We start from the raw sequence: 25,520 nt of genomic DNA on the forward strand, positions 1-25,520 counted from the left end.
CGCTCAGGTTCGGAGACAGGAACGCGACCGGCAGAACGCCGGTCGCGGTGGAGCTGTTACCACCACTGCTCGACTTGGAAGCCGATGTTGGAGCCGTGCAGATCGTTGCCGAAGTTGCCGGTGCTCGACAGCGTGGAGCCGGCGTCGAAATCATCGGCTGCCTGCTGGGCTGCCCGGTTCCAGGCGGCGTAGGTGTAGAACAGACGGAATTCGGGACGGGTCTTGAATTCCGGACCCTTGGGCGACCAGGTCGGTGCCAGGGTCAGCTTGGTCAGCTTGCGGGTGCCGCCGGGAGCCTGCACCTGGTCATGACCCAGCTCGGTGGAGAACTTGAACTGGTCGCTGATGCCGTACACCAGACGGCCACCCAGCGAGGTCCAGCGCAGGTCGTTGCCATTGGGACGTTCGTCCTTCTGGTAGACCGCGGCGACCTGGCCACCCCAGTAGCGGCTGATCTGCCAGTCGAAGAAGTCCACCACGCGGTAGGAGACGTCCGAACTGCTCAGGGTCGGATCGCCGGTGCTGCCCAGAGCGGTGCCTGGGCCCTGGCCGCGCTGCACGGCAAAGGTGTTCACGCCACCCCAGCCCATGAAGTTGGCCTGCTTGTGCTGCAGCGTCACCGCGATGCCGCTGTTGGCATTGGGCTGGTTGGTGGGCTTGTCCAGGTAGCTGACGCCGATTTCCAGCGAGCCGTTCGGATTGGTGTTGAAGCCGGCGACGTTGAAGTCGAAGCGGTTCTGGAAGTCCTTCTGGTTCTGGTTGTCCTTGCGCGAGAAGGCCACGCTGTATTTCAGGCCGCCGATGTTGACGTCCTCGATACCGCCGCCGGTGGCGCTCTGGTTCCAGTAGAAGAAGTCGGAGATGTGGATGTCGTTCCGCTTGTAGTAGCGGCGACCGGCCCAGACGTTACCGCCGTTGAGGGCAGCGACATTGTTCCAGTAGGCATAGGCCTGGGGCAGGCGAATCTGGCCGTTGTCACCATTGAAGGTCGGCGTGCGATCGTACTGGTTGTAGAGGCTGGCCATGCCGAAGACGCCCACGGCGGAGCCGTCGTCCAGGGTCAGGAAGTCCTGCTTGGCGGCAAATTCACCGTACTGTTCGCATTCGTTACCCAGACGATACTTGGACTGGGCGCCCTGCAGCTTGAAGCAGCGCATCGAATTGGAACCGGAGGAGTCTCCCAGGCCGGCGCGGAAATAACCGGTGGTTTCGAAGGCGTGTGCTGCGGGGATCAGGAGCAGGGTGCTCATCAAGGACGCGACCGAAACCCTGGCCAAGGGGATAGCCTTTTTCTTATTCATTTATGTTCCCTGTTTATTGTTGTTGTGTAACTCAGTGCCTGGCCAGCACCTGATCCGCCGTGCTCGAGCGGAAGATCGGTATAGGTGTGACCATTGGAAACCAACCTGACTACAAACTTATCGCTGAATCAATTCAGCGGCAGACGGAGGGTAGCCTTTGATCACTCAACGGCCTAGCGGGTCGATTACAGCGAGGTGTGAGCTGAATCACAGGCTGTGCTTCTGCAAAAATAGCAAGCCAAGCAACTGTGGAACCCCTCTGGAATGGGGTCATGGCGAGCGCTGCTCCAGGTGAAGGAGCGGTAGGCGAAGCGCAGAGGAAAGGACGCGAGCGGAAGGGCGAAATAGAGCGGAGAAAGCCGGCGGGAAGGTGGGGCGGAGCGTCCGAGGGACGGCGGATGCCGTCCCTCGGAACCTGCGAATCAGCCCAGCAGGGCCTTGTCGCGCACGCCGCCCTTGTCGGCACTGGTGGCCAGCAGGGCGTAGGCCTTGAGCGCGGTGGTCACGCGGCGGGCACGGGGTTGTGCCGGCTTCCAGCCCAGCTTGTCCTGCTCGATGCGGCGGTGGGACAGCTCTTCGTCACTCACCAGCAGGTTGATGCTGCGCTGGGGAATGTCGATCAGCACCTTGTCGCCATCCCGCACCAGGCCGATGGCACCGCCCGCCGCGGCTTCCGGCGAGGCATGGCCGATGGACAGGCCCGAGGTGCCGCCGGAGAAGCGACCGTCGGTGAGCAGGGCGCACTGCTTGCCCAGGCCCTTGGACTTCAGGTAGCTGGTGGGGTAGAGCATCTCCTGCATGCCCGGGCCGCCCTTGGGCCCTTCGTAGCGGATGATGACGATGTCGCCGGCCTTGACCTCGTCGGCGAGGATGCCGCGCACCGCCGCGTCCTGGCTTTCGAAGACCTTGGCATTGCCCTCGAACACATGGATGGATTCATCCACGCCGGCGGTCTTCACCACGCAGCCGTCCAGGGCGATGTTGCCGTAGAGCACGGCCAGACCGCCTTCCTGGGAATAGGCATGCGCGACACTGCGGATGCAGCCCTCGGCGCGGTCGTCGTCCAGGGTGTCATAGCGAGTCGCCTGGCTGAAGGCTTCCTGGGTCGGGATGCCGGCGGGACCGGCACGGAAGAAGGTCTTCACCGCCTCGTCCTGGGTCAGGGTGATGTCCCACCGCTCGATGGCTTCGCCCAGGGTCCGGCTGTGCACGGTGGGCAGATCGGCATGCAGGAGACCGCCGCGGGCCAGTTCGCCGAGGATGCTGAAGATGCCCCCGGCGCGGTGCACGTCTTCCATGTGGTACTTCTGGATGTTCGGCGCCACCTTGCACAGCTGCGGCACCTTGCGCGACAGGGCATCGATGTCGCGCAGATCGAAGTCCACCTCCGCCTCCTGGGCGGCGGCCAGCAGGTGCAGGATGGTGTTGGTCGAGCCGCCCATGGCGATGTCCAGGGTCATGGCGTTCTCGAAGGCCGCATGGCAGGCAATGTTGCGCGGCAGCGCCGACTCGTCGTTTTCCTGGTAGTAGCGACGGCACAGCTCGACGATGGTGCGGCCGGCCTGCAGGAACAGCTCCTTGCGGTCGGCGTGGGTGGCCAGGGTCGAGCCGTTGCCGGGCAGGGCCAGGCCGAGGGCCTCGACCAGGCAGTTCATGGAGTTGGCGGTGAACATGCCCGAGCAGCTGCCACAGGTGGGGCAGGCGCTGCGTTCGTATTCGGCGACCTTCTCGTCGCTGGCCGAGCTGTCGGCGGCGATGACCATGGCGTCCACCAGGTCCAGGCCATGGCTGGCCAGCTTGGTCTTGCCGGCTTCCATGGGGCCACCGGAGACGAACACCACCGGGATGTTCAGGCGCAGGGCGGCCATCAGCATGCCGGGGGTGATCTTGTCGCAGTTGGAAATGCACACCAGGGCATCGGCGCAGTGGGCATTGACCATGTATTCCACGGCGTCGGCGATGATCTCGCGACTCGGCAGCGAATAGAGCATGCCGTCGTGGCCCATGGCGATGCCGTCGTCCACGGCGATGGTGTTGAATTCCTTGGCCACGCCGCCAGCCTTCTCGATCTCCCGGGCGACCAGCTGGCCGAGGTCCTTGAGATGGACATGGCCCGGCACGAACTGGGTAAAGGAGTTGGCGATGGCGATGATGGGCTTCTTGAAGTCTTCGTCCTTCATCCCGGTGGCGCGCCAGAGCGCCCGGGCGCCGGCCATGTTGCGGCCCTGGGTGGAGGTTTTCGAGCGATAGTCAGGCATGAAGCGTCTCTCCGAGGCGGCTTTCTAGATCACGGTTCTGGTCATCGTGAGCGCAGACGAGGCACGGTGCAAACGCGGAGTGACGGTTGCCGGGCCGGAGGGCGGCCACGCCATGCGGGATCTCCACAGGGGCTGCCAGGGCTCACGAACCCGCCGGAGGATGCTGGCGGAGGGGAATTCGGATCATACACCCGGGCGCCAGCACTGCACAGCAGGCCGGCGTCCAAGGGGTAGGACTTGCCTGAAAGTCGCCGAGCGATGGTCAGGCAAGGCAAAAATCCGTGAGGAAGCGGATCGGACTCGCGCTCGATTTCACGAAGGGTAAATGAGCATTCCGATCGGACTGGCGACCCAGCGGATTTTTAACGCCGCATGACCGAGCGCAGGCACTTTTCAGGCAATGCCTAGGGCGCTTCCTGTTCGCCGTCGGGGGCGTCTTCCAGATATTCGTCCATGGGCTCCTGGCCGGCCAGGGTCTTGAGACTCAGGTCCACGGCTTCGGGCAGGGTGATGTCGACGCGCTGCTTGTCGCTGCCTTCCAGCGAGGACTCGTAGCTCAGCGCATGGCGCAGGTGGCCGTTCTCGAGGATGGCGCCGACACTGGCCAGCTGGGCGGCAGCTGGAGCCAGGCGCTCGAGGGCGGCCTTGGGCCAGGTGGCCTCGACGGTCGCGTTGCAGGTATAGAAGCCTGCTTCGCCGCTGTCCGAGGGTTCTTCCTGGGTCTTGATGTCGACCAGCGACACCTGGCCGGCTTCCAGCGCAGGCTGGCCGGCGGCGATGTCGTCCGCATAGATCTCGTTGATGGTCTGGGCGTATTGCTGACGGACCAGCTCGGCGGTCTTGGCCGCATCGCAACTGTAGTCATAGCCACCGCAGCCAGTCAGGGAAAGCACCGCAGCTGTGAGTATGAGGTGACGTCTGGACATGCCTGAATTCCTTGGAACGATGGGTAGAACCTGGCGGCGCTGGCCGCGCCTGCGTCGATCCACAGTGCAGGAGGTTGGCGCAGCGATCGGGAATGGCGAGGGCCCATGGTGCTGCCGCTCGCCCATCCTGTCCATCAGACGCCGCCAGCGTCCTTCAGGACACCCGGCCTGGCCGGCCGGTCAGCTCCCGGCTCAGGCGCGATCGGCGCTTTCGCAGGTCTCGAAGTCCTTGCTGTCGACGCGGTTCATGCTATCGAAGCCGATCGAATAGACCTGCTCCTTGCCATCCTTGTTGAGCACATAGTTGTTGCAGGTGCCGGGACGGAATTTGCGGGTATAGGTGCTCGACGGGGTGCCACCGAGGCGCAGCACGTCAGCCTTGCTCATGCCCTTGTCCACCTGCTTCACCAGCGGTTGCTCGCGAAATTCGACACGGCCCACGGTGTAGTCGGCGGTGTTCTTCACCGAGGAGCAGCCCGCCAGCACGGTGCCAGCCAGCAGCGCGGTCGCGACAGCAATCTTCTTGTTCATGGTGTGATTCCTTCAAAGGCGGAAGTGCCTGACACTTCGACGATGGCGGCGCCGATAAATTCGCTCTCCGTCGCACTTCTCGCGGTTTGTCACTTTGACGGACCGGCTGCTGGCCTCGGCAAGTGACTGTATCTAAAGCTGATTCTGCAAACGAACGCTATGCCCCCGTTTTCTAAGGATTATTTTGTCCGAATGGCAGTTGACAGAGACCAGGCGGCAAGCGATCTTTAGCGTTATGTTGTAACTTCCCAGCCGTTTCTCGTTTCTCGCGAGGACCTCATGAATCGCCGTCGTCTGCTCAATCTGATCCTGGCTGGCATGACCTTGCCCGTCGGGTTGCCGGCGTTTGCCGCCCGGCAGCAACTCAAGGGTGCCCGGGCCTGGCAGGATGCCGAGAAGCTCCGCCTGGTCTTCGATCTCACCGGACCGGTGCGCTACAAGACCTTCACCCTGGTCGCGCCGGATCGCATCATTCTCGATCTCGCCGATACCCAGGCCCCCGCGGTGCTCAATCACCTCGCCCTGCAGGGATCGCCGGTGCGCGCCGTGCGCAGCGCTCACTATGGCGCCCAGGACACCCGGGTGGTGCTGGAGCTGGCCCATCCGGTAGAGGTGGAAAGCTTCATCCTTGGTCCGGGCGAAGGCGCGGCCAATCGTCTGGTGCTCGATCTCAAGCGCGCCGGAGCGCCGGTGGTGGCTGCCCGCAAGCCGGCCGACGCCGAGCCGCCACTGGAGGTCAAGCGCGGCAAGGGCCTGGCCACGGGTCGCGACATCATGGTGGTGGTCGATGCCGGTCACGGCGGCAAGGACCCGGGTGCGCTGAGCGCCCGGGGCGATCGGGAAAAGGACATCGCCCTGATCGTGGCGCAGAATCTGGCACGCCGCATCAACCTGCAGAAGGGCTTCAAGGCCAAGCTGGTGCGCAACGACGACTTCTTCGTGCCGCTGCGCAAGCGCGTCGAGGTCGCCCGCAGCTACAACGCCGACATGTTCGTCTCGGTGCATGCCGATGCCGCGCCGCGGCGTACCGCCTACGGCGCCTCGGTCTATGCCCTGTCCGAGGGTGGCGCGACTTCCACCACAGCGCGCTTCCTGGCCGACAGCGAGAACAACGTCGACCTGATCGGCGCCAACGAGATTCTCAAGGGACGCGATCCCATGCTCGCCGGCGTGCTGCTGGACATGTCGATGAACGCCACCATCTCGTCGAGCCTGGACCTGGGCCACAAGGTGCTGGGGCAATTGTCGAGCATCACCAACCTGCACCAGAAACGAGTGGAGCAGGCGGGCTTCGCTGTGCTCAAATCGCCGGATATCCCCTCGATCCTGGTCGAGACGGGCTTCATTTCCAATGATCGCGACTGCCGACGCCTGCTCGACAGTCGTCACCAGAAGCAGCTGGCCGATTCGATCTTTGCCGGTCTGCATGGCTATTTCCAGGAGCGCCCCCCGCTGGGCACCTACCTGGCCAGCCTCAAGAACACCCAAGGAGTGACATGAGTTTGCAAGACAAGGCGCGTCGTTACTGGCGCGTGGTGGTGCTGGTGATAGGTGCGCTCTGTATCGTGGCCGGACTGATCGGCTACGGTCAGGGCGGGCGCGACAAGCAGGGCAGTGCCCAAGAAGGCTTCGTCAACAAGGTCTGGCAGATCAAGACCAGCAACAGCATCGAGCCGGGGATGCTCTACGTCTTCCTCAGCGACGGCACCCTGGTGATGGCGTCGCCGAGCAGCCAGCCCTCCCTGGGCCGCTGGACGCGCACCGAGAAGGGCCTGAACATGATCGAGGAAGGCATCACCTATCCCACGGAAATCCTCAGCCTCAGCCGCGACGAATTCCGTATCCGCAGCCTCAATCCCGGCGATCCGGTAGAGCTGCAGCTGGCCCCGGCGGCGCACTGAGGCGCCTTCAGGCGTCCTCGGAATAGCGCTGCTCCTGCCAGGGATCGCCGCGGTCGTGATAGCCGCGCATTTCCCAGAAGCCAGGCGTGTCGCCGACCCGGAAGTCGATGCGCCTGAGCCACTTGGCGCTTTTCCACAGATAGAGATGCGGGATCAGGGCCCGTACCGGCCCCCCGTGCTCGGCCGTCAGCGGCTGGCCTTCCCAGCTGTGCACCAGCATGGCGCCCGGCGCGGCGAAATCGGCCAGCGGCAGATTGGTGATGTAACCGTCATGGCTGTGCAGGAGCACATGGGTCGCCTCGTCCCGCGGCTGCACCTCGTCGAGCAATTCTGCTATCGGCAGACCGATCCAGCGATTGTCATAGCGTGACCAGGTGGTGACGCAATGCATGTCGCTGACCGTCTCGGTAGTCGCCCGCGCGGCGAAGGTCTCCCAGTTCCAGCGCAGCGTCTTGCGGACCGCGCCGGTCACCGCCAGTTGCCAACGCTCCCGGCTGACCTCCGGGCGGATGCCCAGATCCAGGACCGGCCAGTTGCTGACGCGGTGCTGGCCAGGTGGCAGACGCTCGCTTTCCGCACGCGCACCCTGGCCGGTGAGGAAACGTCCCTCCTGGGCCCAGCGCTCCTTGGAACGGGTCAGCTTGCTCGGCTCGTCGCTCATCGATGGATCCTCTTCACAGGTCGCGGGCTTCTGACCGTCATGATGGCCTTTCGTCGGCATGGGCCGAACCCAGACGACGTCTTGCGCCTCCTATCCTGCAGGCACTCAGAGAGGCGCCTCCTTTTTCTTAACCTGCCGGAGAACCACCATGGTAGATGCAACCCAGATCAAAGAGCATGCGGAAGTTGTCGGTTCGGACGGCCAGCACGTGGGCACCGTCGACCATATGGAAGGCGCCGATCGCATCAAGCTGACCAAGCGCGATCAGGATGCCGATGGCAAGCATCACTACATTCCGCTGAGCTGGGTCCAGTCGGTGGATGGCAGTCAGGTACGCCTGTCCAAGACCCGTGACGAGGCCGAAAGCGAGTGGCAGGCTGCCTGAGGCACGCCGCCCAATAAAAAGCCCCGTTGATGCGGGGCTTTTTATTGGGCGGCGAATAGGGATCAGTTGATGTATTCGAACAGCTTGACGATGCGCTGCACGCCCGAGACGCTCTGGATCAGTTGCACGGCATGGGCGCCTTCCTGCTGGGTCACCAGGCCCAGCAGATAGACGATGCCGTTCTCCGTGACCACCTTGATGCGCGAACCGGGGATGTCTTCATCGGCGAACATCTGGGTCTTGATGCGGGTGGTCAGCCAGGAGTCGTTGCTGCGTGCCAGCAGCGAGGAGTTGCCGGTCACCTGCAGTTCGTTGTGCACCGTCTTGACCCGCTGCACGCTGCGCACGGCCTGTTCGGCCTGGGCCTTGAGATCGGCGCGCGGCGTCTGGCCGGCGATCAGCACCACGCCGTTGTAGCTCACCACCACGATGTGCGAACTGGCCAGATCGGGGTTGGCCTTGGAGATGTTGACCGAGGCCTTGGTCTCGATCAGGGCGTCGTCCACGGTACTGCCCAGGGTGCGGGTGCCGCGGTTGTCGTCGATGGGCTTGTCGCGGCTGGCGGTGACCACGTTGCTGCAGCCGGCGACCGCAAAGGACAGCGCCAGGATGGCGAGCAGGGGAGCCTTCTTCATTCTTCGCTTCCAAACAGTTGCTGATCGATCTGGTCGCACAGGCAGTGGATCACCAGCAGGTGCACTTCCTGGATGCGGGCGGTGACCTTGGCAGGCACGCGAATCTCGACGTCTTCGGGCAGCAGCAGGGAGGCCATGCCGCCGCCGTCGCGGCCGGTAAGGGCAACGACGGTCATCTCGCGGTCGTGGGCAGCCTGGATCGCCTGGATCACGTTGGCCGAATTGCCGCTGGTGGAGATGGCCAGGAGGATGTCGCCCGGCTGACCCAAGGCGCGGATCTGCTTGGAGAACACCTCGTTGTAGCTGTAGTCGTTGGCGATGGAGGTCAGCGTCGAGGTGTCGGTGGTCAAGGCCAGGGCCGGCAGGCTGGGCCGCTCGCGCTCGAAGCGATTCAGCAGCTCCGAAGAGAAGTGCTGGGCGTCGCCGGCGGAGCCGCCATTGCCGCAGGTGAGGATCTTGCCTTCGTTGAGCAGAGCCGCAACCATGACCTGGCTGGCCAGATCGATATGCGGAATCAGGACTTCCATGGCCTGACGCTTGGTTTCGATGCTGTCCCGGAAGAGTTTCTGGATGCGGGCGTGGGTGTCCATCGCGATATCTTTGACCTGTGCTGTGGAGGGCCTCAGGCGTCGAAGGCCTGTTTGATCCATTCGAGTGCCTGAGGGGACGCGTCGGCCCCGGGGCCGATCGCGATCACGTCGAAACGACAGGGCCGCTTGGCCCAGCGCGCTTCGGATTGCAGAAAGAGGGCGGCGCTGTTGACCAGTCGCTGCCGCTTGCGGGCATCTATGCTTTCCGCGGCGCCGCCCCAGGCGGTGTGCCTGCGGGCGCGTACCTCGACGAATACTACTGTATCGCCGTCGAGCATGACCAGATCGAGCTCGCCACCCTGCCAGCGCCAGTTGCGGGCGATCAGCCGCAGGCCGCGCGTCTGCAGGAACTGCAGGGCGCGATCCTCGGCTTGCCTGCCGCGCTGGAGATGCGGCGCCTGCTTCACGGGGTGCTGAGCGAAGCCGGCACGCTGGTGGTGGGCAGCGGTGCATTGTTGGCCGGCAGCGGCTGGGCCACGCCGTTGCGGAATTCCGCCCAGGGCAGGTGACGCACCACGCGCTGGTCGGGCGCCACGCTCAGATTGCCGGACAGGCCCGGCAGTTCGGAGTTGGGCAGGGCCTTGAGCTGCTGCAGGTGCAGCGCCAGCAGGTAGGCATCGGCGCCCATGGCATAGAGCCGACCGATGCTGGTGCCGGCCTGCGGCCATTGGGCGGTGATCTTGGCGCGCAGCGGATTGCTCGGGTCGAGCAGCCAGGGGGTTTCGCAGAACAGGATGCCGTTGAGATCCTGGTTCACGCCGGGTTCGTTGACGCCACTGTTGAGGTTGGAGGTGGCATATACCGGAAGATCACGGGCGTTCTGGTAGACCAGGATTGGCTTGATCTGGCGGGCCTGGGCCGGGGTCGAGGCGAGGAAGATGAAGTCCATGCCCTGGCGCATCTGCAACAGGCTGGTGATGCGATTGGCGATCTCGACCGGTTGGCCGATGCGCTCGGCGGCCACCAGGCGACCGCCCAACTGCTGCCACTCGTTCTGGAAGGCGGCCAGCACGCGGGTACCCCAGTCACCCTGGGGCACCATGGCGCCGGCACTGCGCTTGCCGTCGGCCCAGGCCCGGCGCGCGGCTTCGCGGGCCTCGTCCTCGGCGGCCAGGCCGAACTGGAAGAGTTGCGGCGGCTGGGCGCCCTGGCTGTCGCCATAGTTCAGCGCCAGGGTATTGATCGGCAGTTGCGGGCGATCGCCCAGCTGCTTGACGAAGTTCTTCTCCAGCGGGCCGACCACCAGCTGGATGCCGGCGGCCTGGGCCTGGCGGTAGAAGGCGTCCAGCGAACCCATCTGGGTGCTGTCGTAGACGGTCACCGCCGGGGCGCTCTGGCCGGCGGCCAGGGCTTCGTAGCGGGCGGCCATGAAGCCGTCCTGCAACGCGCGCGAGACGCCGGCGAGCTGGCCCTGCAGGGGCAGCAGCAGGGCGACGCGATTGAGCGGTTCCCGCGCCAGGGTCTTCAGGCGCTCCAGGTCATCGGGCAGATTGCGCGCGGCGGGATGGCCGGGGTTCTGCTTCTGCCATTCCTCGATGGCGGCGAGCTGCTGATCCAGCGCCAGGTTACCGCGGGTGATGGCGGCCAGCGCCAGCCAGCCATTGAGGTCGGCGTCCTTCACGCTCTGGCGCAACTGCGCGTCCGGCAGGCTGGTCACCAGCTGCCAGATCTGCTCGCGGTTGTCATGGGCGGCATCGCCGTCCAGCAGCGGACCTAGGAAGATGCGTTCCTGGGCGGCGGCGAGCGGCTGGCCGTTGGCGGCCTGGGCCGCGGCCTTGGTCAGGCCGCTGCGGATCTGCTGCTGGGCCGGCAGTTCGCCCAGTTGGGCGAAGCTCGGGTGGTCGAAACGCTTGAGCGCCTGGGCCGGCTGCTTGTCGAGCAGGTCGAGCTGGGCCAGCAGCGTCTGGGCGAACATCTGCTGTGCCGGCTTGAGGCCTTCGATATTGATGGAGCCGAGGATCTGCCGCGCTTCGCGGGAATTCTGCTGGGCATAGGCCTTGTCGGCGGCGGTCAGGCGCAGCAGATTGGCCTGCTCGGACTGACTGGAGCCAGCCTGATTCAGCAGCTGCTCGATGCTCGCCTGGCTGGACTGGGGCAGGTCGCCGAGGGCGTTGTTGACGGGCGAGCTGCTGCAGGCGGCGAGCAGGGCGAAGGCGGTGGCGCAGAGCAGCGGACGCAGGCGGAACTTCATGCTGTGGTTCCTGAGCAAAAGTCTGGAAAGGGGGCGATTGTCTCACAGCACCCAAGCGTTGCGAACGCCGAGGGCGAGAGCGGCGTACACTGTTGGGCTATTTCCAGTCCGTCAGGTTTCATCATGATTTCGCCGGGTACTCTTTATGTGGTTGCCACGCCCATCGGCAACCTGGACGACATCACCGCCCGCGCGCTCAAGGTCCTGCGCGAAGTGGCCCTGATCGCCGCCGAAGACACCCGTCATTCGGCGCGGCTGCTGCGCCATTTCGGCATCGAGACGCCACTCGCGGCCTGTCACGACCACAACGAACGCGATGCCGGCGGCCGCTTCATCGCTCGGCTGCTGGCAGGGGAAGACGTCGCCCTGATCTCCGATGCGGGCACGCCGCTGATTTCCGATCCGGGCTTTCACCTGGTACGGGCGGCGCGCGCCCAAGGTCTCCGGGTCTCGCCGATTCCCGGCGCCTGCGCCCTGGTCGCGGCGCTGTCGGCGGCCGGTCTGCCCTCGGATCGCTTCAGCTTCGAAGGCTTCCTGCCGGCCAAGGCGGTAGGCCGGCAGGGACGCCTGGCGGCACTGCGCGAAGACCCGCGCACGCTCATCTTCTACGAGGCGCCCCACCGGCTCGAGGATTGCGTGGCCGACATGGTGGGCACCTTCGGGCCTGAGCGGCACATCGTCCTCGGGCGCGAATTGACCAAGACCTTCGAGACCCTGCGCGGCCTGCCCGCCGGCGAGCTGTTGGCCTGGATTCGCGCGGATCTGGATCAGCAGCGCGGCGAGTGCGTGCTGCTGGTGGGTGGCTGGGCGGCGCCGGAGGACGCGGAGGTCGATGCCGAGACCCTGCGCATCCTCGATCTGCTGCTGGCCGAGCTGCCGATCAAGCGCGCCGCTGCCCTGGCCGCCCAGATCACCGGCGCGCGCAAGAACCAGCTCTATCAGCTGGCCCTGGAGCGCAAGGGCGAGCCGGGCTGAGTCAGGGTGAATTAGTGGGCATCTTTCCTTGTTATCCGCCCCCAGTCTCTATACCCTTGCGCCGCGAGAGCCGACCGGGCAGTCGCTGTCGTGATCCGCAAGGGTTGCGAGGGAGGAAAGTCCGGGCTCCATAGGGCGAGGTGCCAGGTAACGCCTGGGAGGCGTGAGCCTACGGAAAGTGCCACAGAAAATAACCGCCTAAGCGCGCAAGCGCCGGTAAGGGTGAAAAGGTGCGGTAAGAGCGCACCGCACGGCTGGCAACAGTTCGTGGCTAGGTAAACCCCACCTGGAGCAAGACCAAATAGGAATCCATAGGCGTGGCCCGCGCTGGATTCGGGTAGGTCGCTAGAGGCAATCAGCGATGGTTGTCCCAGAGGAATGACTGTCCTCGACAGAACCCGGCTTACAGGTCGGCTCTCGCACCCCTCCCTCCTGGGCCTCTGCGCCCGGGGTCTGAGACCTCTTCTTAAGACATCACTTTAATCAATTGAGCCAATCAATTGACTTCATTTCCGTTTGTCGGAAATCGATGTCGTTCGTCCTGGTCGTGAACTCGTGCAATTTGCTCGAAATCCCCGTCCCACGCGGCCTGGCTACCCCCTCGCTTACCTTGACTGAAAGCGGCCCTCCTCAATATAGTGGCGGCCGGTGGTACGAAGTGGGGCGAAGTGGGATTTAATGGCAAGGACAGCCTATTAGAGGACGCGAAATTGTTCCGGGGAGCGAACGCCATCAGTCTCGACGCCAAGGGGCGCGCCGCGATGCCGAGCCGGTATCGTGACGAGCTGCTGGAGCGTTGTGCCGGCCAGCTCATCGTGACGATCGATGCCGTCGACCCCTGCCTTTGCGTCTATCCACTCCCGGAATGGGAAATCATCGAAAGCAAGCTGCGGCAGTTGCCCTCGCTGCGTGAGGAGACTCGCCGCCTGCAGCGCTTGCTGATCGGCAATGCGGTGGATCTGGAACTCGACGGCAGTGGCCGTTTCCTGGTTCCGCCGCGCCTGCGTGAATACGCCAAGCTGGACCGGCGCGTGATGCTGGTCGGTCAGCTCAACAAGTTCCAGTTATGGGATGAGGACGCCTGGAGTGCCGTGTGCGACGCGGATCTCCTGGCGATTAAGGAACCCGGCGGTATGCCGGATGAAATGCGCGATTTGATCCTGTGACCATGAACCCAGTCTTCCACCACGTCTCCGTTCTCCTGGACGAGGCCGTACAGGCATTGGCCATCCAGCCTGCCGGCCGTTATCTGGACGGCACCTTCGGTCGCGGCGGACACAGCCGGGCCGTGCTGCGCCTGCTGGGTGGAGAAGGGCGGCTGCTGGGCTTCGACAAGGATCCCCAGGCGATCGCCGCCGGCCAGGCCCTGGCCGCGGAAGATCCCCGCTTCGAGATCGTCCAGCGCAGTTTCGCCGAACTGGGCGATGAACTCGTCAGCCGTGGCTGGTCCGGCCAGGTCGATGGCGTGCTGCTGGATCTGGGCGTGTCCTCGCCCCAGCTCGACGATCCCGAGCGCGGTTTCAGCTTCATGCAGGACGGCCCCCTGGACATGCGCATGGATCCGAGTCGGGGGCAGAGTGCCGCCGCCTGGATCGCCACGGCGCCCGAGGCCGACATCGCCCAGGTATTCAAGGAATTCGGCGAAGAGCGTTTTGCCAAGCGCATGGCGCGCGCCGTGGTGCAGCGCCGTGAAGTCCAGCCCTTCGAACGTACCGGCGACCTGGCCAAGGTGCTTACCGAGGCCAATCCGGCCTGGGAAAAGGGCAAGCATCCTGCTACCCGTGCCTTCCAGGGGCTGCGTATCTACATCAATCGCGAACTGAGCGATCTGGAGCAGGGCCTGCAGGCGGCCTACGAGCAACTGGCCGTGGGTGGCCGGCTGGTAGTGATCAGCTTCCACTCGCTGGAAGACCGCATCGTCAAACAATTCATGCGCCGATTGGCCAAGGGCGAGGCCGACCAGCTGCCGCGCGACCTGCCGATCCGCGCCACGGTCCTCGAGCCCTCGCTGCGCCTGCTGGGCAAGCCGGCCTATGCCAGCGAAGCCGAACTGGCCGCCAATCCCCGCGCCCGCAGCGCCGTGATGCGCGTTGCCGAGAAGCTGAAATGAGCCGGCTCTTCGTCAAGAAACTGCCCTTGGGCAGCAGCGTCATGCTGGTGCTGTTCGTCGGTGTACTGCTGTCGGCGGTAGCCGTGGCCTATAGCGCCCACTGGAATCGCCAGCTGCTCAACACCCTCTATGGCGAGATGGCCATCCGCGACAAGGCCCAGGCCGAATACGGTCGGCTGCTGCTGGAGCAGAGCACCTGGACCGCCCACAGTCGCGTCGAGGCCCTGGCCAGCGGCCAATTGCAGATGCGCATTCCCGATCCGACCGAAATCCGGATGGTCAATCCGTGAAAGGCCTGATCGCGCGCCTGCCATGGCGCTTCAGCCTCATTATCGGGCTGTTGCTGGTCATGGTCGGCACCATCATCTGGCGCATCGTCGATCTGCACGTGATCGACCGGGCCTTTCTGAAGGGGCAGGGCGATGCGCGCAGCGTGCGCACCATCCCCATTCCCGCACACCGTGGCCTGATCACCGATCGCAACGGCGAGCCCCTGGCCGTGAGCACGCCGGTCACCACCCTGTGGATCAATCCCAAGGAACTGCTGGGCGCCGAGGATCGCTGGGCGACCCTGGCCGATGCCGTCGGCCAGCCACGTGCGGAATTGGCCAAGCGCATCGAGCAGAACGCCAGCAAGGAATTCCTCTACCTGGCCCGTGGCCTGACGCCCGAGCAGGGCGAGGCGGTGATGAGCCAGGTCAAGGCGCACAAGATTCCCGGTGTCTACGACATCGAGGAATTTCGGCGTTTCTATCCGGCGGGTGAGGTGGCGGCCCATGTGGTCGGCTTCACCGATATCGACGATCACGGCCGCGAAGGCATCGAACTGGCCTTCAACGAGTGGCTGTCCGGCGTGCCGGGTCGTCGCCAGGTGGTCAAGGATCGCCGCGGTCGGCTGATCCGCGATGTCCAGGTCGCCAAGAACGCCAAGCCGGGCAATACCCTGGCGCTGTCCATCGACCTGCGGCTGCAGTATCTCGCCGCGCGCGAACTGCGCAATGCCCTGACCCAGTTCGAAGCCGAGGCCGGCAGCCTGACCATCGTCGACGTCAAGACCGGCGAGGTCCTGGCGATGGTCAACATGCCCACCTACAACCCCAACAATCGCCGCAGTCTCGAACCGGCCGCCATGCGCAACCGGGCGATGATCGACGTCATGGAGCCCGGCTCGGTGATGAAGCCGATCTCCATGACCGCGGCGCTCGCCAGCGGTCGCTGGAAGCCCACCGACAAGGTCAACGTCTATCCCGGTTCGCTGCAGATCGGTCGCTACACCATCAAGGACGTCTCCCACAGCGACGGCGCCCTGGACCTGACCGGCATCCTCATCAAGTCCAGCAACGTCGGCATGAGCAAGATCGCCTTCGACGTCGGTGGCGAGAACATCTACAACGCCATGCGCGCCGTGGGCCTCGGCCAGGACACCGGTCTGGGCTTTCCCGGCGAGCGGGTCGGCAATTTGCCCAACCATCGCACCTGGCGTCCGGCCGAGACCGCGACCCTGTCCTATGGCTATGGCCTGGCGGTAACCGCCGTGCAACTAGCCCATGCCTATTCGGTGCTGGCCAACGACGGTCGCTCGGTGCCGCTGTCCATGGTGCGCCTGGACAAGGCCCCGGCCAGCGATCAGGCGGTGGAAGAACGCGTTGCCAAGACCCTGCAGGGCATGCTGCAGCAGGTCGTGGAAGCTCCGGGCGGGGCCTTCCGCGCTCAGGTACCGGGCTACCACGTCGCTGGCAAGAGCGGTACCGCGCGCAAGACCAGCACCGGCACCCGTGGCTATGCCGAGAATTCCTATCGCTCGCTGTTCGCCGGCTTCGGTCCGACCAGCAATCCGCGCCTGGCCGCGGTGGTGGTGATCGATCGTCCGAGCAAGGGCGGCTACTACGGTGGCGTGGTCTCGGCACCGGTGTTCAGCCGCGTGATGTCCGGCGCCCTGCGCCTGATGAACATCCAGCCGGATAACCTCCAGCCGCTGCCGGTGCAGCAGGCCCAGGCCGGCAAGCCGCTGCTGGTCGGGGAGCGTGATCGATGAGCCGCCTGCTGACCGACCTCCTGCCTGAAGCTGCCACTGCCGTCGACATCGGCGGTCTGGCACTGGACAGCCGCGAGGTCCGCCCGGGCTCGCTGTTCCTGGCCATTCCCGGTCTGCACAGCGACGGCCGTGCCCATATCGCCAGCGCTGCCGAACGCGGCGCCGCGGCCATCGCCTATGAGGCGAAGGACGCTCCCGCACTGCCGGCCCTGGACATTCCCCTGGTTGCCGTCGAGGGCCTGGCCGCGCGGCTGTCCGCCATCGCCGGTCGTTTCCATGGCGAGCCGAGCCGGCGCCTGGCGCTGGTCGGCATCACCGGTACCAATGGCAAGACCAGTGTCAGCCAGTTGATCGCCCAGGCCTGCGACCTGCTCGGTCAGCGTTGCGGCATCGTCGGCACCCTGGGTAGCGGCTTTCATGGCGCCCTCGCCGAAGGCCGTCACACCACCCCGGATGCCCTCAAGCTCCAGGCGACCCTGGCCGAACTGGCCGAGGACGGCGCCACTACCGTCGCCATGGAAGTCTCTTCCCATGGCCTGGCCCAGGGTCGGGTGGCGGCGCTGGCCTTCAAGGTCGCGGTCTTCACCAACCTGTCTCGCGATCACCTCGATTATCACGGGACCATGGCCGCCTATGGCGAAGCCAAGGCCCAACTGTTCGCCTGGCCGGGGCTCGGTACCCGCGTCCTCAATCTGGACGATGCCTTTGGCCGCGAGCTGGCGGCTCGCCCCAGTCCGGCCGCGACCCTGACCTACAGCCTGAGCGATCCGGCCGCCAGCCTCCATTGCCAGGCCATCCAGTTCGACGACCACGGCGTGCGCGCCCGGCTGGTCACCGCCCAGGGTACCGGTGAGCTGCGCAGCCAGCTGATCGGACGCTTCAACCTGAGCAACCTGCTGGCCGCCATCGGTGCCCTGCTGGGGCTCGGTCATGCGCTGGCCGACATCCTCGCCATCCTCCCGCAGCTGCAGGGCCCGGCCGGACGCATGCAGCGCCTGGGCGGCGCCGGGCGACCGCTGGTGGTGGTGGACTACGCCCACACCCCCGATGCCCTGGACAAGGTGCTCACCGCCCTGCGGCCCCATGTCGGTGCCCTGGGTCGCCTGGTCTGCGTGTTCGGCTGTGGTGGCGATCGCGATCGCGGCAAGCGGCCGGAGATGGCCGCGGTGGCTGAGCGCCTGGCCGATCAGGTGGTGGTGACCGACGACAACCCCCGTACCGAGGATCCGGCCGCCATCGTTGCCGACATCCGCGCCGGCTTCGCGCATCCCGAGCAGGTGAGCTTCGCCGGCCGGCGTGAAGCGGCCATCGCCCAGGCCGTGGCCGCGGCGACCGCCCAAGACATCGTGGTGCTGGCCGGCAAGGGCCATGAGCCCTACCAGGAAATCGCCGGTGTCCGTCATCCCTTTTCCGATCTCGACCAGGCCGAGCGGGCCCTGACCGCCTGGGAGCGACAGCATGCTTAGAACCTTCACCCTCACCGAAGTGGCCGAGGCCCTGACCGGCAACCTGCTGGGCGCCGATGCCCTGTTCGACGGCGTCGGCACCGACAGCCGCAAGGCCGTGGCCGGACAGCTCTTTGTCGCCCTGAGCGGGCCGCGTTTCGATGGTCATGCCTATCTGGCCGACGTGGCCGCCCAGGGCGCTACCGCAGCCCTGGTGGAGCGGGCCGTGCCCGAGGTCCAGCTGCCCCAGCTGGTGGTCGCCGATACCCGCCTGGCGCTGGGTCGCCTCGGCGCCTTCAATCGTGATCTGTTCCAGGGCAAGCTCGCTGCCGTGACCGGCTCCAGTGGCAAGACCACGGTCAAGGAGCTGCTCGCCGCCATCCTGCGTCAGCAGGGCGCCACCCTGGCCACCCAGGGTAATCTGAACAACGACCTCGGCGCGCCCCTGACCCTGCTGCAACTGGCCGCCGAGCACGCCTATGGCGTCATCGAGCTGGGCGCTTCCCACGTCGGTGACATCGCCTATACCGTGAGCCTGACACGCCCGGATGTCGTTATCATTACCAACGCCGGCCAGGCCCATGTGGGCGAATTCGGCGGTGTCGATCGTATCGTCGAGGCCAAGGGCGAGATCATCGAAGGCGTGGGCGAGGCGGGCACCGTGGTGCTCAACCGCGACGACGCCGCCTTCGAGACCTGGCAGCGCCGCGCTGCCGGTCGCAGCGTCGTCGCCTTCGGCCTGGACGCCCGCGCCGATGTCCGCGCCAGCGAGGTGACCCTGGATGCCCAGGGCCGCCCGAGCTTCCTCTTGCACACTGCCCAGGGCCAGGCGCCGGTCACCCTGCAGCTGCTGGGTGCCCACAACGTCGGCAATGCCCTGGCCGCCGCGGCCGCCGCGCTCAGCCTGGGGCTGGAGCTAGCCACCATCGCCCGTGGTCTCGCCGCCGCGGCACCGGTCCAGGGCCGCACCCTGACCCGCACCAGCCAGCGCGGCGCCCAGGTCATCGACGACAGCTACAACGCCAACCCCGCGTCGGTTAAGGCCGGGATCGACCTGCTGGCTGCCCTGCCGGGCCGTCGGGTGGCGGTCCTGGCCGACATCGCCGAGCTGGGCGAGTGGACCGAACAGGGCCATCGCGAGGTGGGCGAGCACGCCCGCGGCAAGGTGGATGCCTTCTACAGCGTCGGTCCCTCGATGGCCCATGCGGCCCGCGCCTATGGCGCCGAGGCCCGGCATTTCGCCGATCGCGAACAACTGATCGAGGCCCTGGCGGACGAGGACCGGGCCGGAACCACCCTGCTGATCAAGGGATCCCGCAGCGCCGCGATGGACAAGGTCGTCGCCGCGCTCTGCGCTATCAACACCGAGGAGAAACACTGATGCTGCTGCTGTTGGCGGAGTTCCTGCAACAGTTCTACAAGGGCTTCGCCGTCTTCCAATACCTCAGCCTGCGCGGCATTCTGGGCGTTCTGACCGCCCTGTTGCTGTCGTTGTGGCTCGGCCCCTGGATGATCCGCACCCTGCAGATCCGCCAGATCGGCCAGGCCGTGCGCAACGATGGCCCCCAGTCGCACCTGTCCAAATCCGGCACCCCCACCATGGGCGGCGCCCTGATCCTGACCACCATCGGCATCAGCACCCTGCTGTGGGCCGATCTGCACAACCGTTACGTCTGGACCGTGCTGGCGGTGACCTTCCTGTTCGGCGCCATCGGCTGGGTCGACGACTATCGCAAGGTGATCGAGAAGAATTCCCGCGGTCTGCCCAGTCGCTGGAAGTACTTCTGGCAATCGGTATTCGGCCTGGGGGCGGCGATCTTCCTCTATGTCACGGCCAAGGCGCCGATCGAAACCACGCTGATCCTGCCCCTGCTGAAGAACATCGAGATCCCGCTGGGGATTTTCTTCGTTGTGCTGACCTACTTCGTTATCGTCGGCTCCAGCAACGCGGTCAACCTCACCGATGGCCTCGACGGCCTGGCGATCATGCCCACCGTGATGGTCGGCGGCGCCCTGGGCATCTTCTGCTACCTGTCGGGCAACGTGAAATTCGCCGACTACCTGCTGATTCCCTATGTGGAAGGCTCCGGCGAACTGATCGTCTTCTGCGGCGCCCTGATCGGGGCGGGCCTGGGCTTTCTCTGGTTCAACACCTATCCGGCCATGGTGTTCATGGGTGACGTCGGCGCCCTGGCGCTGGGCGCCGCCCTGGGCACCATCGCCGTGATCGTCCGCCAGGAAGTGGTGCTGTTCATCATGGGTGGCGTCTTCGTCATGGAGACCCTCTCGGTGGTCATCCAGGTTGCCTCCTTCAAGCTGACCGGCAAGCGCGTCTTCCGCATGGCGCCGATCCACCACCATTTCGAATTGAAGGGCTGGCCCGAACCGCGGGTCATCGTGCGCTTCTGGATCATCACCGTGATCCTGGTGCTGTTCGGTCTCGCCACCCTGAAACTGAGGTAATCGCAGTGCTCATCGCTTCCGACCAGTTCCGTATCGTCGTCGGCCTCGGCAAGAGTGGCATGTCGCTGGTGCGCTTTCTCGCGCGCCGGGGCGTGCCCTTCGCCGTGGCCGACACGCGGGAACAGCCGCCGGAACTGGAGGCCCTGAGAACCCAGTATCCTCAGGTCGAGGTGCGCTGCGGCGAGCTGGATGTCGACTTCCTCGCCCGCGCGGCCGAGCTCTATGTGAGTCCCGGCCTGGCCCTGGAAACGCCGGCGCTGCAGGAAGCCGCCGCCCGCGGCGTGCGGCTGTCCGGCGATATCGAGCTGTTCGCGCGCCAGGCCCGGGCACCCATCGTCGCCATCACCGGTTCCAACGCCAAGAGCACCGTCACCACCCTGGTGGGTGACATGGCGCTGCGCGCCGGCAAGCGGGTGGCCGTGGGGGGCAACCTCGGTACCCCGGCGCTGGACCTGCTGGCCGATGACGTCGAACTCTATGTGCTGGAGCTATCGAGCTTCCAACTGGAGACCTGTGAGCGACTCAATGCCGAGGTGGCCACGGTGCTCAACCTCAGCGAAGACCACATGGATCGCTACACCGGCATGCCGGCCTATCACCAGGCCAAGCACCGCATCTTCCGTGGCGCCCGCCAGGTGGTGGTCAATCGCGACGATGCCCTGTCGCGGCCGCTGATCGGCGATGACGTGCCGCGCCTGACCTTCGGCCTGGGACGGCCCGATTTCCGTGCCTTCGGCATTCGCGAGGAGGAGGGCCGTCGCTATCTGGCGCTGGCCTTCGACAACCTGCTGGATGTCGAGGAACTCAAGATCCGCGGTACCCACAACCACAGCAATGCCCTGGCCGCACTGGCCCTGGGCCAGGCCGCCGGTCTGCCGCTGGCACCCATGCTGGAGGCCCTGCGCGCCTTCCCGGGTCTGGAGCATCGCTGCCAGTGGGTCGGCGAGGTCGCGGGCGTCAGCTACTACAATGATTCCAAGGCGACCAACGTCGGCGCTGCCCTGGCTGCGGTCGAAGGCCTGGGTGATGACATCGCCGGCCAGTTGGTGCTGATCGCTGGTGGCGACGGCAAGGGCGCCGATTTCAGTGCCCTGCGCGAACCCATCGCGCGTCACTGTCGCGCCGTGGTGCTGCTGGGGCGCGATGCGGCACGGATCGCCGAGATCCTGCCGGCCACCGTGCAACAGGTGCATGTCACCACCCTAGAAGAAGCCGTGGCCGAGAGTCGCGGGCTGGCCCAGCCAGGCGACGCCGTGCTGCTGTCGCCGGCCTGCGCCAGTCTCGACATGTTCCGCAATTTCGAAGAACGCGGACGGCTGTTCGCCCAGGCCGTGGGAGCTCTGGCATGATCCTCAGCCTGCTGCGCCCCTATCCCTCGCCGCTGGCCAGCCGCCACGGCATCGACCTGGACTTCCCGCTGCTGGCGGGTTGCCTGCTGCTGCTCGGCCTCGGTCTGGTGATGGTGACCTCGGCTTCCTCCGAAGTGGCCGCCGCCCAGTCGGGCAATCCGCTGTACTTCATGTACCGCCACCTGGTCTACCTGGCGATCGGCTTCGTCTCCTGCGGCGTGGTGATGCTGATCCCCATGGCCACCTGGCAGCGCTTCGGCTTTCCGTTGCTGATCATCGCCTTCCTCCTGCTGGTGGCGGTACTGGTGCCTGGCATCGGCCGCGAGGTGAACGGCTCCCTGCGCTGGATCGGCTTCGGCATCTTCAACGTGCAGCCCTCGGAGATCGCCAAGGTCTTCGTGGTGCTCTATCTGGCTGGTTACCTGGTTCGTCGTCAGCATGAGGTGCGCCACACCTGGGCCGGCTTCTTCAAGCCCTTCATCGTGCTCCTGCCGATGGCCATGCTGCTGCTGCGCGAACCCGACTTCGGTGCCACCGTAGTGATGATGGGCGCCGCCGGTGCCATGCTGTTCCTTGGCGGCGTCGGTCTGTTCCGCTTCCTGATGATGGTCGCCCTGGCCGTGCTGGCGGTGTTCGTGCTGGTGCAGACCCAGTCCTACCGGATGCAGCGCCTGATCACTTTCACCGATCCCTGGGCTGACCAGTTCGGCTCCGGCTATCAGCTGACCCAGGCGCTGATCGCCTTCGGTCGTGGCGGCTGGACCGGTCTCGGCCTCGGCAACAGCATCCAAAAGCAGTTCTATCTGCCCGAAGCCCATACCGACTTCCTCTTCGCCGTGCTGGCCGAAGAACTCGGCCTGATCGGGGCCATGGCCACCGTCGGCCTGTTCCTCTTCGTCTGCGTGCGCGGGCTGTTCATCGGTCACTGGGCCGAGCAGTCCAAGCAGTTCTTTTCGGCCTATGTGGCCTACGGCCTGTCGATGCTCTGGATCGGCCAGTTCCTGATCAACATCGGCGTGAACGTCGGCCTGCTGCCGACCAAGGGCCTGACCCTGCCGTTCCTCAGCTACGGCGGCAGCTCCCTGGTGATCTGCTGCGTGAGCATGGGCCTGCTGCTGCGCATCGAGTGGGAGAGACGCACCCTGGTGGATACCGAGGATGTGGAATTCACCGAAGAGGATTTCGCCGATGTCCGCTAACGTCCTCATCATGGCCGGCGGTACCGGCGGGCACGTCTTTCCGGCCCTGGCCTGCGCCCGTGAATTCGAAGCCCGCGGCTATACCGTGCACTGGCTGGGTACCCCGCGCGGCATCGAGAACGACGTGGTGCCCAAAGCCGGCATCACCCTGCACCACATCCCGGTCACCGGCCTGAGAGGCAAGGGCGTGCGCTCCCTGGTGAAGGCGCCGCTGCAACTCAGCGGGGCGCTCATGCAGGCCATGGGGCTCATGCGCCGGCTCAAGCCGGTCTGCGTGCTGGGGCTGGGTGGCTTCGTCACCGGTCCTGGTGGCCTGGCCGCCAGGCTGTGCAACATCCCGCTGGTGATCCACGAACAGAATGCCCATGCCGGCACCGCCAACCGTCTGCTGGTGCCCATGGCCGCACGGGTCTGCGAAGGCTTCGCCGACACCTTCCCGGCGTCCGCCAAGCGTCTGTCCACCGGCAATCCGGTACGCGCCGAGCTCTTCGCCCCGGTGACCCGCGCGCCGCTGGAAGAGCGCGCCGCCAATCTGCTGGTACTGGGCGGCAGCCTGGGCGCCGAGCCGCTCAACAAGCTGCTGCCCGACGCCCTGGCCCAGCTGCCCGCGGGCCTGCGACCCAATGTGCGCCACCAGGCCGGTCGCCAGCATGCCGAGGTGACCGCCGAGCGCTATGCCAACGTCGCCGTGGAGGCCGATGTCCAGCCCTTCATCGCCGGCATGGCCGCCGCCTACGCCTGGGCCGATCTGGTGATCTGCCGGGCCGGTGCCCTGACCGTCGCCGAGCTGACCGCCACCGGTCTGCCGGCGCTGCTGATCCCCCTGCCGCACGCCATCGACGACCACCAGACCAGCAATGCGCGCTTCCTGGAGCGCGCCGGTGCCGGTGTGGTGCTGCCGCAACATTCCACCCGCCCGGCGGATCTCGCCGCGCAGCTTACCGAGGTCCTGATGCATCCCGAACGTCTTGCCGGCATGGCCGCTCGCAGCCGTGCCCTGGCCAAACCCGATGCCACCCGTGCAGTCGTCGACGCCTGTCTGGAGGTAGCCCGTGGTTAAGTCGCAAAGTGCCATCCAGGCCGAAGTTCGGCGCATGCGCAGCATCCGGCGCATCCATTTCGTCGGTATCGGCGGCGTCGGCATGTGCGGCATCGCCGAGGTGCTGCTGAACCTGGGTTACGAAGTCTCGGGTTCGGACCTCAAGGAATCCGCGGTGACCGCGCGCCTGCAGCAATTCGGCGCGCGCATCTACATCGGCCACCGCGCCGAGAACCTGGATCAGGTCGACGTGCTGGTGGTGTCCAGTGCCATCAACAGATCCAATCCGGAAGTCTCCGCCGCCCTCGAGCAGCGCATTCCCGTGGTGCCCCGCGCCGAGATGCTCTCCGAGCTGATGCGCTATCGCCATGGCATCGCCGTGGCCGGTACCCATGGCAAGACCACCACCACCAGCCTGATCGCTTCGGTGTTCGCAGCCGAAGGCCTGGACCCGACCTTCGTCATCGGCGGCCGCCTCAATGCCGCCGGTACCAATGCCCAGCTCGGCACCAGCCGCTACCTGATCGCCGAGGCCGACGAGAGCGACGCCAGCTTTCTGCACCTGCAGCCCATGGTTGCCGTGGTCACCAATATCGACGCCGACCACATGAGCACCTACGAAGGTGACTTCAATCGGCTCAAGCGCACCTTCGTCGATTTCCTGCACAACCTGCCGTTCTATGGCCTGGCCGTGCTCTGCGTCGACGATCCGGTGGTGCGTGAGATCATTCCCCAGGTCGCCCGGCCCACCGTCACCTACGGTACCGCCGAGGATGCCGACGTCCGTGCCGTGGATATCCGCCAGGAAGGCATGCGCACCTATTTCACCGTGCTACGCGAGGGCCGCGCACCGCTGGCGGTCTCGGTCAACATGCCGGGCGTGCACAACGTGCTCAATGCCCTGGCGACCATCGCCATCGCCACCGACGAAGGCGTCAGCGACGAGGCCATCCTCAATGGCCTGTCCGGCTTCCAGGGGGTGGGGCGGCGCTTCCAGGTCTATGGCGAGCTGCCGGTCGCCAATGGCAGCGTCATGCTGGTGGACGACTACGGTCACCATCCCCGTGAAGTCGCCGCGGTGATCAAGGCCGTGCGCGGCGGCTGGCCCGAGCGCCGGCTGGTGATGGTCTATCAGCCGCACCGCTTCAGTCGCACCCGCGATCTCTACGAAGACTTCGTCCAGGTGCTGGCCGATGCCAACGTGCTGTTGCTGATGGAAGTCTATCCGGCTGGCGAAGAACCCATTCCCGGCGCCGACAGCCGCCAGCTCTGCCACAGCATCCGCCAGCGCGGTCAGCTCGATCCCATCTACGTCGAGCGCGGCAGCAACATCGCGCCGCTGGTCAAGCCACTGCTGCGCCCGGGCGACATCCTGCTCTGCCAGGGCGCGGGCGACATCGGCGCACTGGCGCCGCAACTGCTCAGCCATCCGCTGTTCGCCACTGCCGCGACCACCGGGAGTTCGGCATGAGCCGCCATCCGTACAACCCCTTGCCGGCAACCGCTGTTGCCGGCGCGCACGTGGA

At 65.8% G+C, this 25,520-nt stretch carries 24 protein-coding genes and 1 other RNA gene; 16 read left to right on the forward strand and 9 right to left on the reverse strand.

Going from position 1 to position 25,520, the window contains the following annotated elements:
• Positions 1-56 precede the first annotated feature (56 nt).
• The 4 genes from PVZ72_RS10075 to osmE all read right to left on the reverse strand — a co-directional run bounded on the left by PVZ72_RS10075 (position 57) and on the right by osmE (position 5,016).
• Positions 57-1,250 (reverse strand): maltoporin, encoded by a 1,194-nt coding sequence (locus PVZ72_RS10075; protein ID WP_133862567.1) that lies wholly within the window; start codon positions 1,248-1,250, stop codon positions 57-59.
• Between the two features lie 473 nt (positions 1,251-1,723).
• Entirely contained in the window at positions 1,724-3,559 is a 1,836-nt protein-coding gene (ilvD, locus tag PVZ72_RS10080; RefSeq protein ID WP_133862566.1) for a dihydroxy-acid dehydratase, read from the reverse strand.
• Positions 3,560-3,963: 404 nt separating this feature from the next.
• On the reverse strand, positions 3,964-4,485 hold the full coding sequence (locus PVZ72_RS10085; RefSeq protein ID WP_132832850.1) for a hypothetical protein: 522 nt from the start codon (positions 4,483-4,485) through the stop codon (positions 3,964-3,966).
• Between the two features lie 192 nt (positions 4,486-4,677).
• Entirely contained in the window at positions 4,678-5,016 is a 339-nt protein-coding gene (osmE, locus tag PVZ72_RS10090; RefSeq protein ID WP_133862565.1) for an osmotically-inducible lipoprotein OsmE, read from the reverse strand.
• 279 nt (positions 5,017-5,295) lie between these two features.
• Here osmE and PVZ72_RS10095 point away from each other — a divergent pair, with 279 nt between their 5' ends.
• Positions 5,296-6,516, forward strand: coding sequence for an N-acetylmuramoyl-L-alanine amidase (locus PVZ72_RS10095; RefSeq protein ID WP_133862564.1), 1,221 nt, complete (start codon positions 5,296-5,298; stop codon positions 6,514-6,516).
• Positions 6,513-6,917, forward strand: coding sequence for a hypothetical protein (locus tag PVZ72_RS10100; RefSeq protein WP_133862563.1), 405 nt, complete (start codon positions 6,513-6,515; stop codon positions 6,915-6,917). Before PVZ72_RS10095 ends, PVZ72_RS10100 begins: the two co-directional genes overlap by 4 nt.
• A gap of 7 nt (positions 6,918-6,924) precedes the next feature.
• On the opposite strand, the gene PVZ72_RS10105 is transcribed toward PVZ72_RS10100, so the two are convergent.
• Positions 6,925-7,578, reverse strand: coding sequence for a sulfite oxidase-like oxidoreductase (locus PVZ72_RS10105; RefSeq protein WP_187980183.1), 654 nt, complete (start codon positions 7,576-7,578; stop codon positions 6,925-6,927).
• Positions 7,579-7,726: 148 nt separating this feature from the next.
• On the opposite strand from PVZ72_RS10105, the gene PVZ72_RS10110 reads away from it, so the two are divergent.
• On the forward strand, positions 7,727-7,963 hold the full coding sequence (locus PVZ72_RS10110; protein WP_133862561.1) for a DUF2171 domain-containing protein: 237 nt from the start codon (positions 7,727-7,729) through the stop codon (positions 7,961-7,963).
• A gap of 62 nt (positions 7,964-8,025) precedes the next feature.
• Here PVZ72_RS10110 and PVZ72_RS10115 read toward each other — a convergent pair whose 3' ends face one another.
• Genes PVZ72_RS10115 through PVZ72_RS10130 form a run of 4 tightly spaced genes read right to left on the reverse strand, consistent with a single transcriptional unit; the run spans position 8,026 to position 11,379 of the window.
• Complete coding sequence (locus PVZ72_RS10115) at positions 8,026-8,598, reverse strand: BON domain-containing protein (protein WP_133862560.1); 573 nt, start codon at positions 8,596-8,598, stop codon at positions 8,026-8,028.
• Positions 8,595-9,188 carry a phosphoheptose isomerase gene (locus PVZ72_RS10120; protein WP_007162067.1) on the reverse strand — a complete coding sequence of 198 codons (594 nt, stop codon included), beginning with the start codon at positions 9,186-9,188 and terminating at the stop codon, positions 8,595-8,597. Before PVZ72_RS10120 ends, PVZ72_RS10115 begins: the two co-directional genes overlap by 4 nt.
• 32 nt (positions 9,189-9,220) lie before the next feature.
• Positions 9,221-9,595 carry a YraN family protein gene (locus PVZ72_RS10125; RefSeq protein WP_183632876.1) on the reverse strand — a complete coding sequence of 125 codons (375 nt, stop codon included), beginning with the start codon at positions 9,593-9,595 and terminating at the stop codon, positions 9,221-9,223.
• Positions 9,592-11,379: a penicillin-binding protein activator gene (locus PVZ72_RS10130; RefSeq protein ID WP_273861833.1), complete on the reverse strand. Its 1,788-nt coding sequence runs from the start codon at positions 11,377-11,379 to the stop codon at positions 9,592-9,594. Before PVZ72_RS10130 ends, PVZ72_RS10125 begins: the two co-directional genes overlap by 4 nt.
• 123 nt (positions 11,380-11,502) lie before the next feature.
• On the opposite strand from PVZ72_RS10130, the gene rsmI reads away from it, so the two are divergent.
• From rsmI to murC, 13 genes are all read left to right on the forward strand, one after another.
• Entirely contained in the window at positions 11,503-12,354 is an 852-nt protein-coding gene (gene rsmI / locus PVZ72_RS10135) for a 16S rRNA (cytidine(1402)-2'-O)-methyltransferase (protein ID WP_273861834.1), read from the forward strand.
• Between the two features lie 66 nt (positions 12,355-12,420).
• Positions 12,421-12,776, forward strand: an RNA gene (gene rnpB, locus PVZ72_RS10140) — RNase P RNA component class A.
• A gap of 288 nt (positions 12,777-13,064) precedes the next feature.
• The gene (mraZ, locus tag PVZ72_RS10145; RefSeq protein ID WP_007162063.1) at positions 13,065-13,520 is read left to right on the forward strand and encodes a division/cell wall cluster transcriptional repressor MraZ; all 456 of its coding nucleotides are present in this window, start codon (positions 13,065-13,067) and stop codon (positions 13,518-13,520) included.
• Between the two features lie 2 nt (positions 13,521-13,522).
• Positions 13,523-14,464, forward strand: coding sequence for a 16S rRNA (cytosine(1402)-N(4))-methyltransferase RsmH (rsmH, locus tag PVZ72_RS10150; RefSeq protein WP_273861835.1), 942 nt, complete (start codon positions 13,523-13,525; stop codon positions 14,462-14,464).
• The gene (gene ftsL / locus PVZ72_RS10155) at positions 14,461-14,754 is read left to right on the forward strand and encodes a cell division protein FtsL (protein WP_059315975.1); all 294 of its coding nucleotides are present in this window, start codon (positions 14,461-14,463) and stop codon (positions 14,752-14,754) included. Before rsmH ends, ftsL begins: the two co-directional genes overlap by 4 nt.
• A gap of 59 nt (positions 14,755-14,813) precedes the next feature.
• Positions 14,814-16,499 carry a peptidoglycan D,D-transpeptidase FtsI family protein gene (locus PVZ72_RS10160; RefSeq protein ID WP_437179444.1) on the forward strand — a complete coding sequence of 562 codons (1,686 nt, stop codon included), beginning with the start codon at positions 14,814-14,816 and terminating at the stop codon, positions 16,497-16,499.
• Positions 16,496-17,965 (forward strand): UDP-N-acetylmuramoyl-L-alanyl-D-glutamate--2,6-diaminopimelate ligase, encoded by a 1,470-nt coding sequence (locus tag PVZ72_RS10165; protein WP_187980179.1) that lies wholly within the window; start codon positions 16,496-16,498, stop codon positions 17,963-17,965. Before PVZ72_RS10160 ends, PVZ72_RS10165 begins: the two co-directional genes overlap by 4 nt.
• Positions 17,958-19,325, forward strand: a complete 1,368-nt coding sequence (locus PVZ72_RS10170) for a UDP-N-acetylmuramoyl-tripeptide--D-alanyl-D-alanine ligase (protein WP_273861836.1) — start codon at positions 17,958-17,960, stop codon at positions 19,323-19,325. Before PVZ72_RS10165 ends, PVZ72_RS10170 begins: the two co-directional genes overlap by 8 nt.
• A complete protein-coding gene (gene mraY / locus PVZ72_RS10175; protein WP_007162057.1) occupies positions 19,325-20,407 on the forward strand; it encodes a phospho-N-acetylmuramoyl-pentapeptide-transferase in 1,083 nt (360 codons plus the stop codon). The genes PVZ72_RS10170 and mraY overlap by 1 nt, the downstream gene beginning before the upstream one ends.
• A 5-nt stretch (positions 20,408-20,412) precedes the next feature.
• On the forward strand, positions 20,413-21,756 hold the full coding sequence (gene murD, locus PVZ72_RS10180; RefSeq protein WP_273861837.1) for a UDP-N-acetylmuramoyl-L-alanine--D-glutamate ligase: 1,344 nt from the start codon (positions 20,413-20,415) through the stop codon (positions 21,754-21,756).
• Entirely contained in the window at positions 21,756-22,955 is a 1,200-nt protein-coding gene (gene ftsW, locus PVZ72_RS10185; RefSeq protein ID WP_133862632.1) for a putative lipid II flippase FtsW, read from the forward strand. Before murD ends, ftsW begins: the two co-directional genes overlap by 1 nt.
• On the forward strand, positions 22,945-24,015 hold the full coding sequence (gene murG, locus PVZ72_RS10190; protein WP_273861838.1) for an undecaprenyldiphospho-muramoylpentapeptide beta-N-acetylglucosaminyltransferase: 1,071 nt from the start codon (positions 22,945-22,947) through the stop codon (positions 24,013-24,015). The genes ftsW and murG overlap by 11 nt, the downstream gene beginning before the upstream one ends.
• 34 nt (positions 24,016-24,049) lie before the next feature.
• Positions 24,050-25,465: a UDP-N-acetylmuramate--L-alanine ligase gene (gene murC, locus PVZ72_RS10195; RefSeq protein ID WP_273861863.1), complete on the forward strand. Its 1,416-nt coding sequence runs from the start codon at positions 24,050-24,052 to the stop codon at positions 25,463-25,465.
• Positions 25,466-25,520: the final 55 nt, after the last annotated feature.

The sequence above is a fragment of the Pseudomonas sp. LA5 genome (genome assembly GCF_028640825.1).
Classification (GTDB): Bacteria; Pseudomonadota; Gammaproteobacteria; order Pseudomonadales; family Pseudomonadaceae; genus Chryseomonas; species Chryseomonas aestiva.

Coding starts and splice junctions, on each gene's coding strand:
- PVZ72_RS10085 (WP_132832850.1), bottom strand. CDS start 4,485: ATGTCCAGACGTCACCTCATACTCACAGCTGCGGTGCTTTCCCTGACT.
- PVZ72_RS10105 (WP_187980183.1), bottom strand. CDS start 7,578: ATGAGCGACGAGCCGAGCAAGCTGACCCGTTCCAAGGAGCGCTGGGCC.
- murC (WP_273861863.1), top strand. CDS start 24,050: ATGCGCAGCATCCGGCGCATCCATTTCGTCGGTATCGGCGGCGTCGGC.
- ftsL (WP_059315975.1), top strand. CDS start 14,461: ATGAGCCGGCTCTTCGTCAAGAAACTGCCCTTGGGCAGCAGCGTCATG.
- PVZ72_RS10095 (WP_133862564.1), top strand. CDS start 5,296: ATGAATCGCCGTCGTCTGCTCAATCTGATCCTGGCTGGCATGACCTTG.
- PVZ72_RS10075 (WP_133862567.1), bottom strand. CDS start 1,250: ATGAGCACCCTGCTCCTGATCCCCGCAGCACACGCCTTCGAAACCACC.
- osmE (WP_133862565.1), bottom strand. CDS start 5,016: ATGAACAAGAAGATTGCTGTCGCGACCGCGCTGCTGGCTGGCACCGTG.
- PVZ72_RS10115 (WP_133862560.1), bottom strand. CDS start 8,598: ATGAAGAAGGCTCCCCTGCTCGCCATCCTGGCGCTGTCCTTTGCGGTC.
- PVZ72_RS10160 (WP_437179444.1), top strand. CDS start 14,814: ATGGTCGGCACCATCATCTGGCGCATCGTCGATCTGCACGTGATCGAC.
- rsmH (WP_273861835.1), top strand. CDS start 13,523: ATGAACCCAGTCTTCCACCACGTCTCCGTTCTCCTGGACGAGGCCGTA.
- PVZ72_RS10130 (WP_273861833.1), bottom strand. CDS start 11,379: ATGAAGTTCCGCCTGCGTCCGCTGCTCTGCGCCACCGCCTTCGCCCTG.
- PVZ72_RS10110 (WP_133862561.1), top strand. CDS start 7,727: ATGGTAGATGCAACCCAGATCAAAGAGCATGCGGAAGTTGTCGGTTCG.
- PVZ72_RS10120 (WP_007162067.1), bottom strand. CDS start 9,188: ATGGACACCCACGCCCGCATCCAGAAACTCTTCCGGGACAGCATCGAA.
- murG (WP_273861838.1), top strand. CDS start 22,945: ATGTCCGCTAACGTCCTCATCATGGCCGGCGGTACCGGCGGGCACGTC.
- PVZ72_RS10100 (WP_133862563.1), top strand. CDS start 6,513: ATGAGTTTGCAAGACAAGGCGCGTCGTTACTGGCGCGTGGTGGTGCTG.
- rsmI (WP_273861834.1), top strand. CDS start 11,503: ATGATTTCGCCGGGTACTCTTTATGTGGTTGCCACGCCCATCGGCAAC.
- PVZ72_RS10170 (WP_273861836.1), top strand. CDS start 17,958: ATGCTTAGAACCTTCACCCTCACCGAAGTGGCCGAGGCCCTGACCGGC.
- mraY (WP_007162057.1), top strand. CDS start 19,325: ATGCTGCTGCTGTTGGCGGAGTTCCTGCAACAGTTCTACAAGGGCTTC.
- PVZ72_RS10165 (WP_187980179.1), top strand. CDS start 16,496: ATGAGCCGCCTGCTGACCGACCTCCTGCCTGAAGCTGCCACTGCCGTC.
- ilvD (WP_133862566.1), bottom strand. CDS start 3,559: ATGCCTGACTATCGCTCGAAAACCTCCACCCAGGGCCGCAACATGGCC.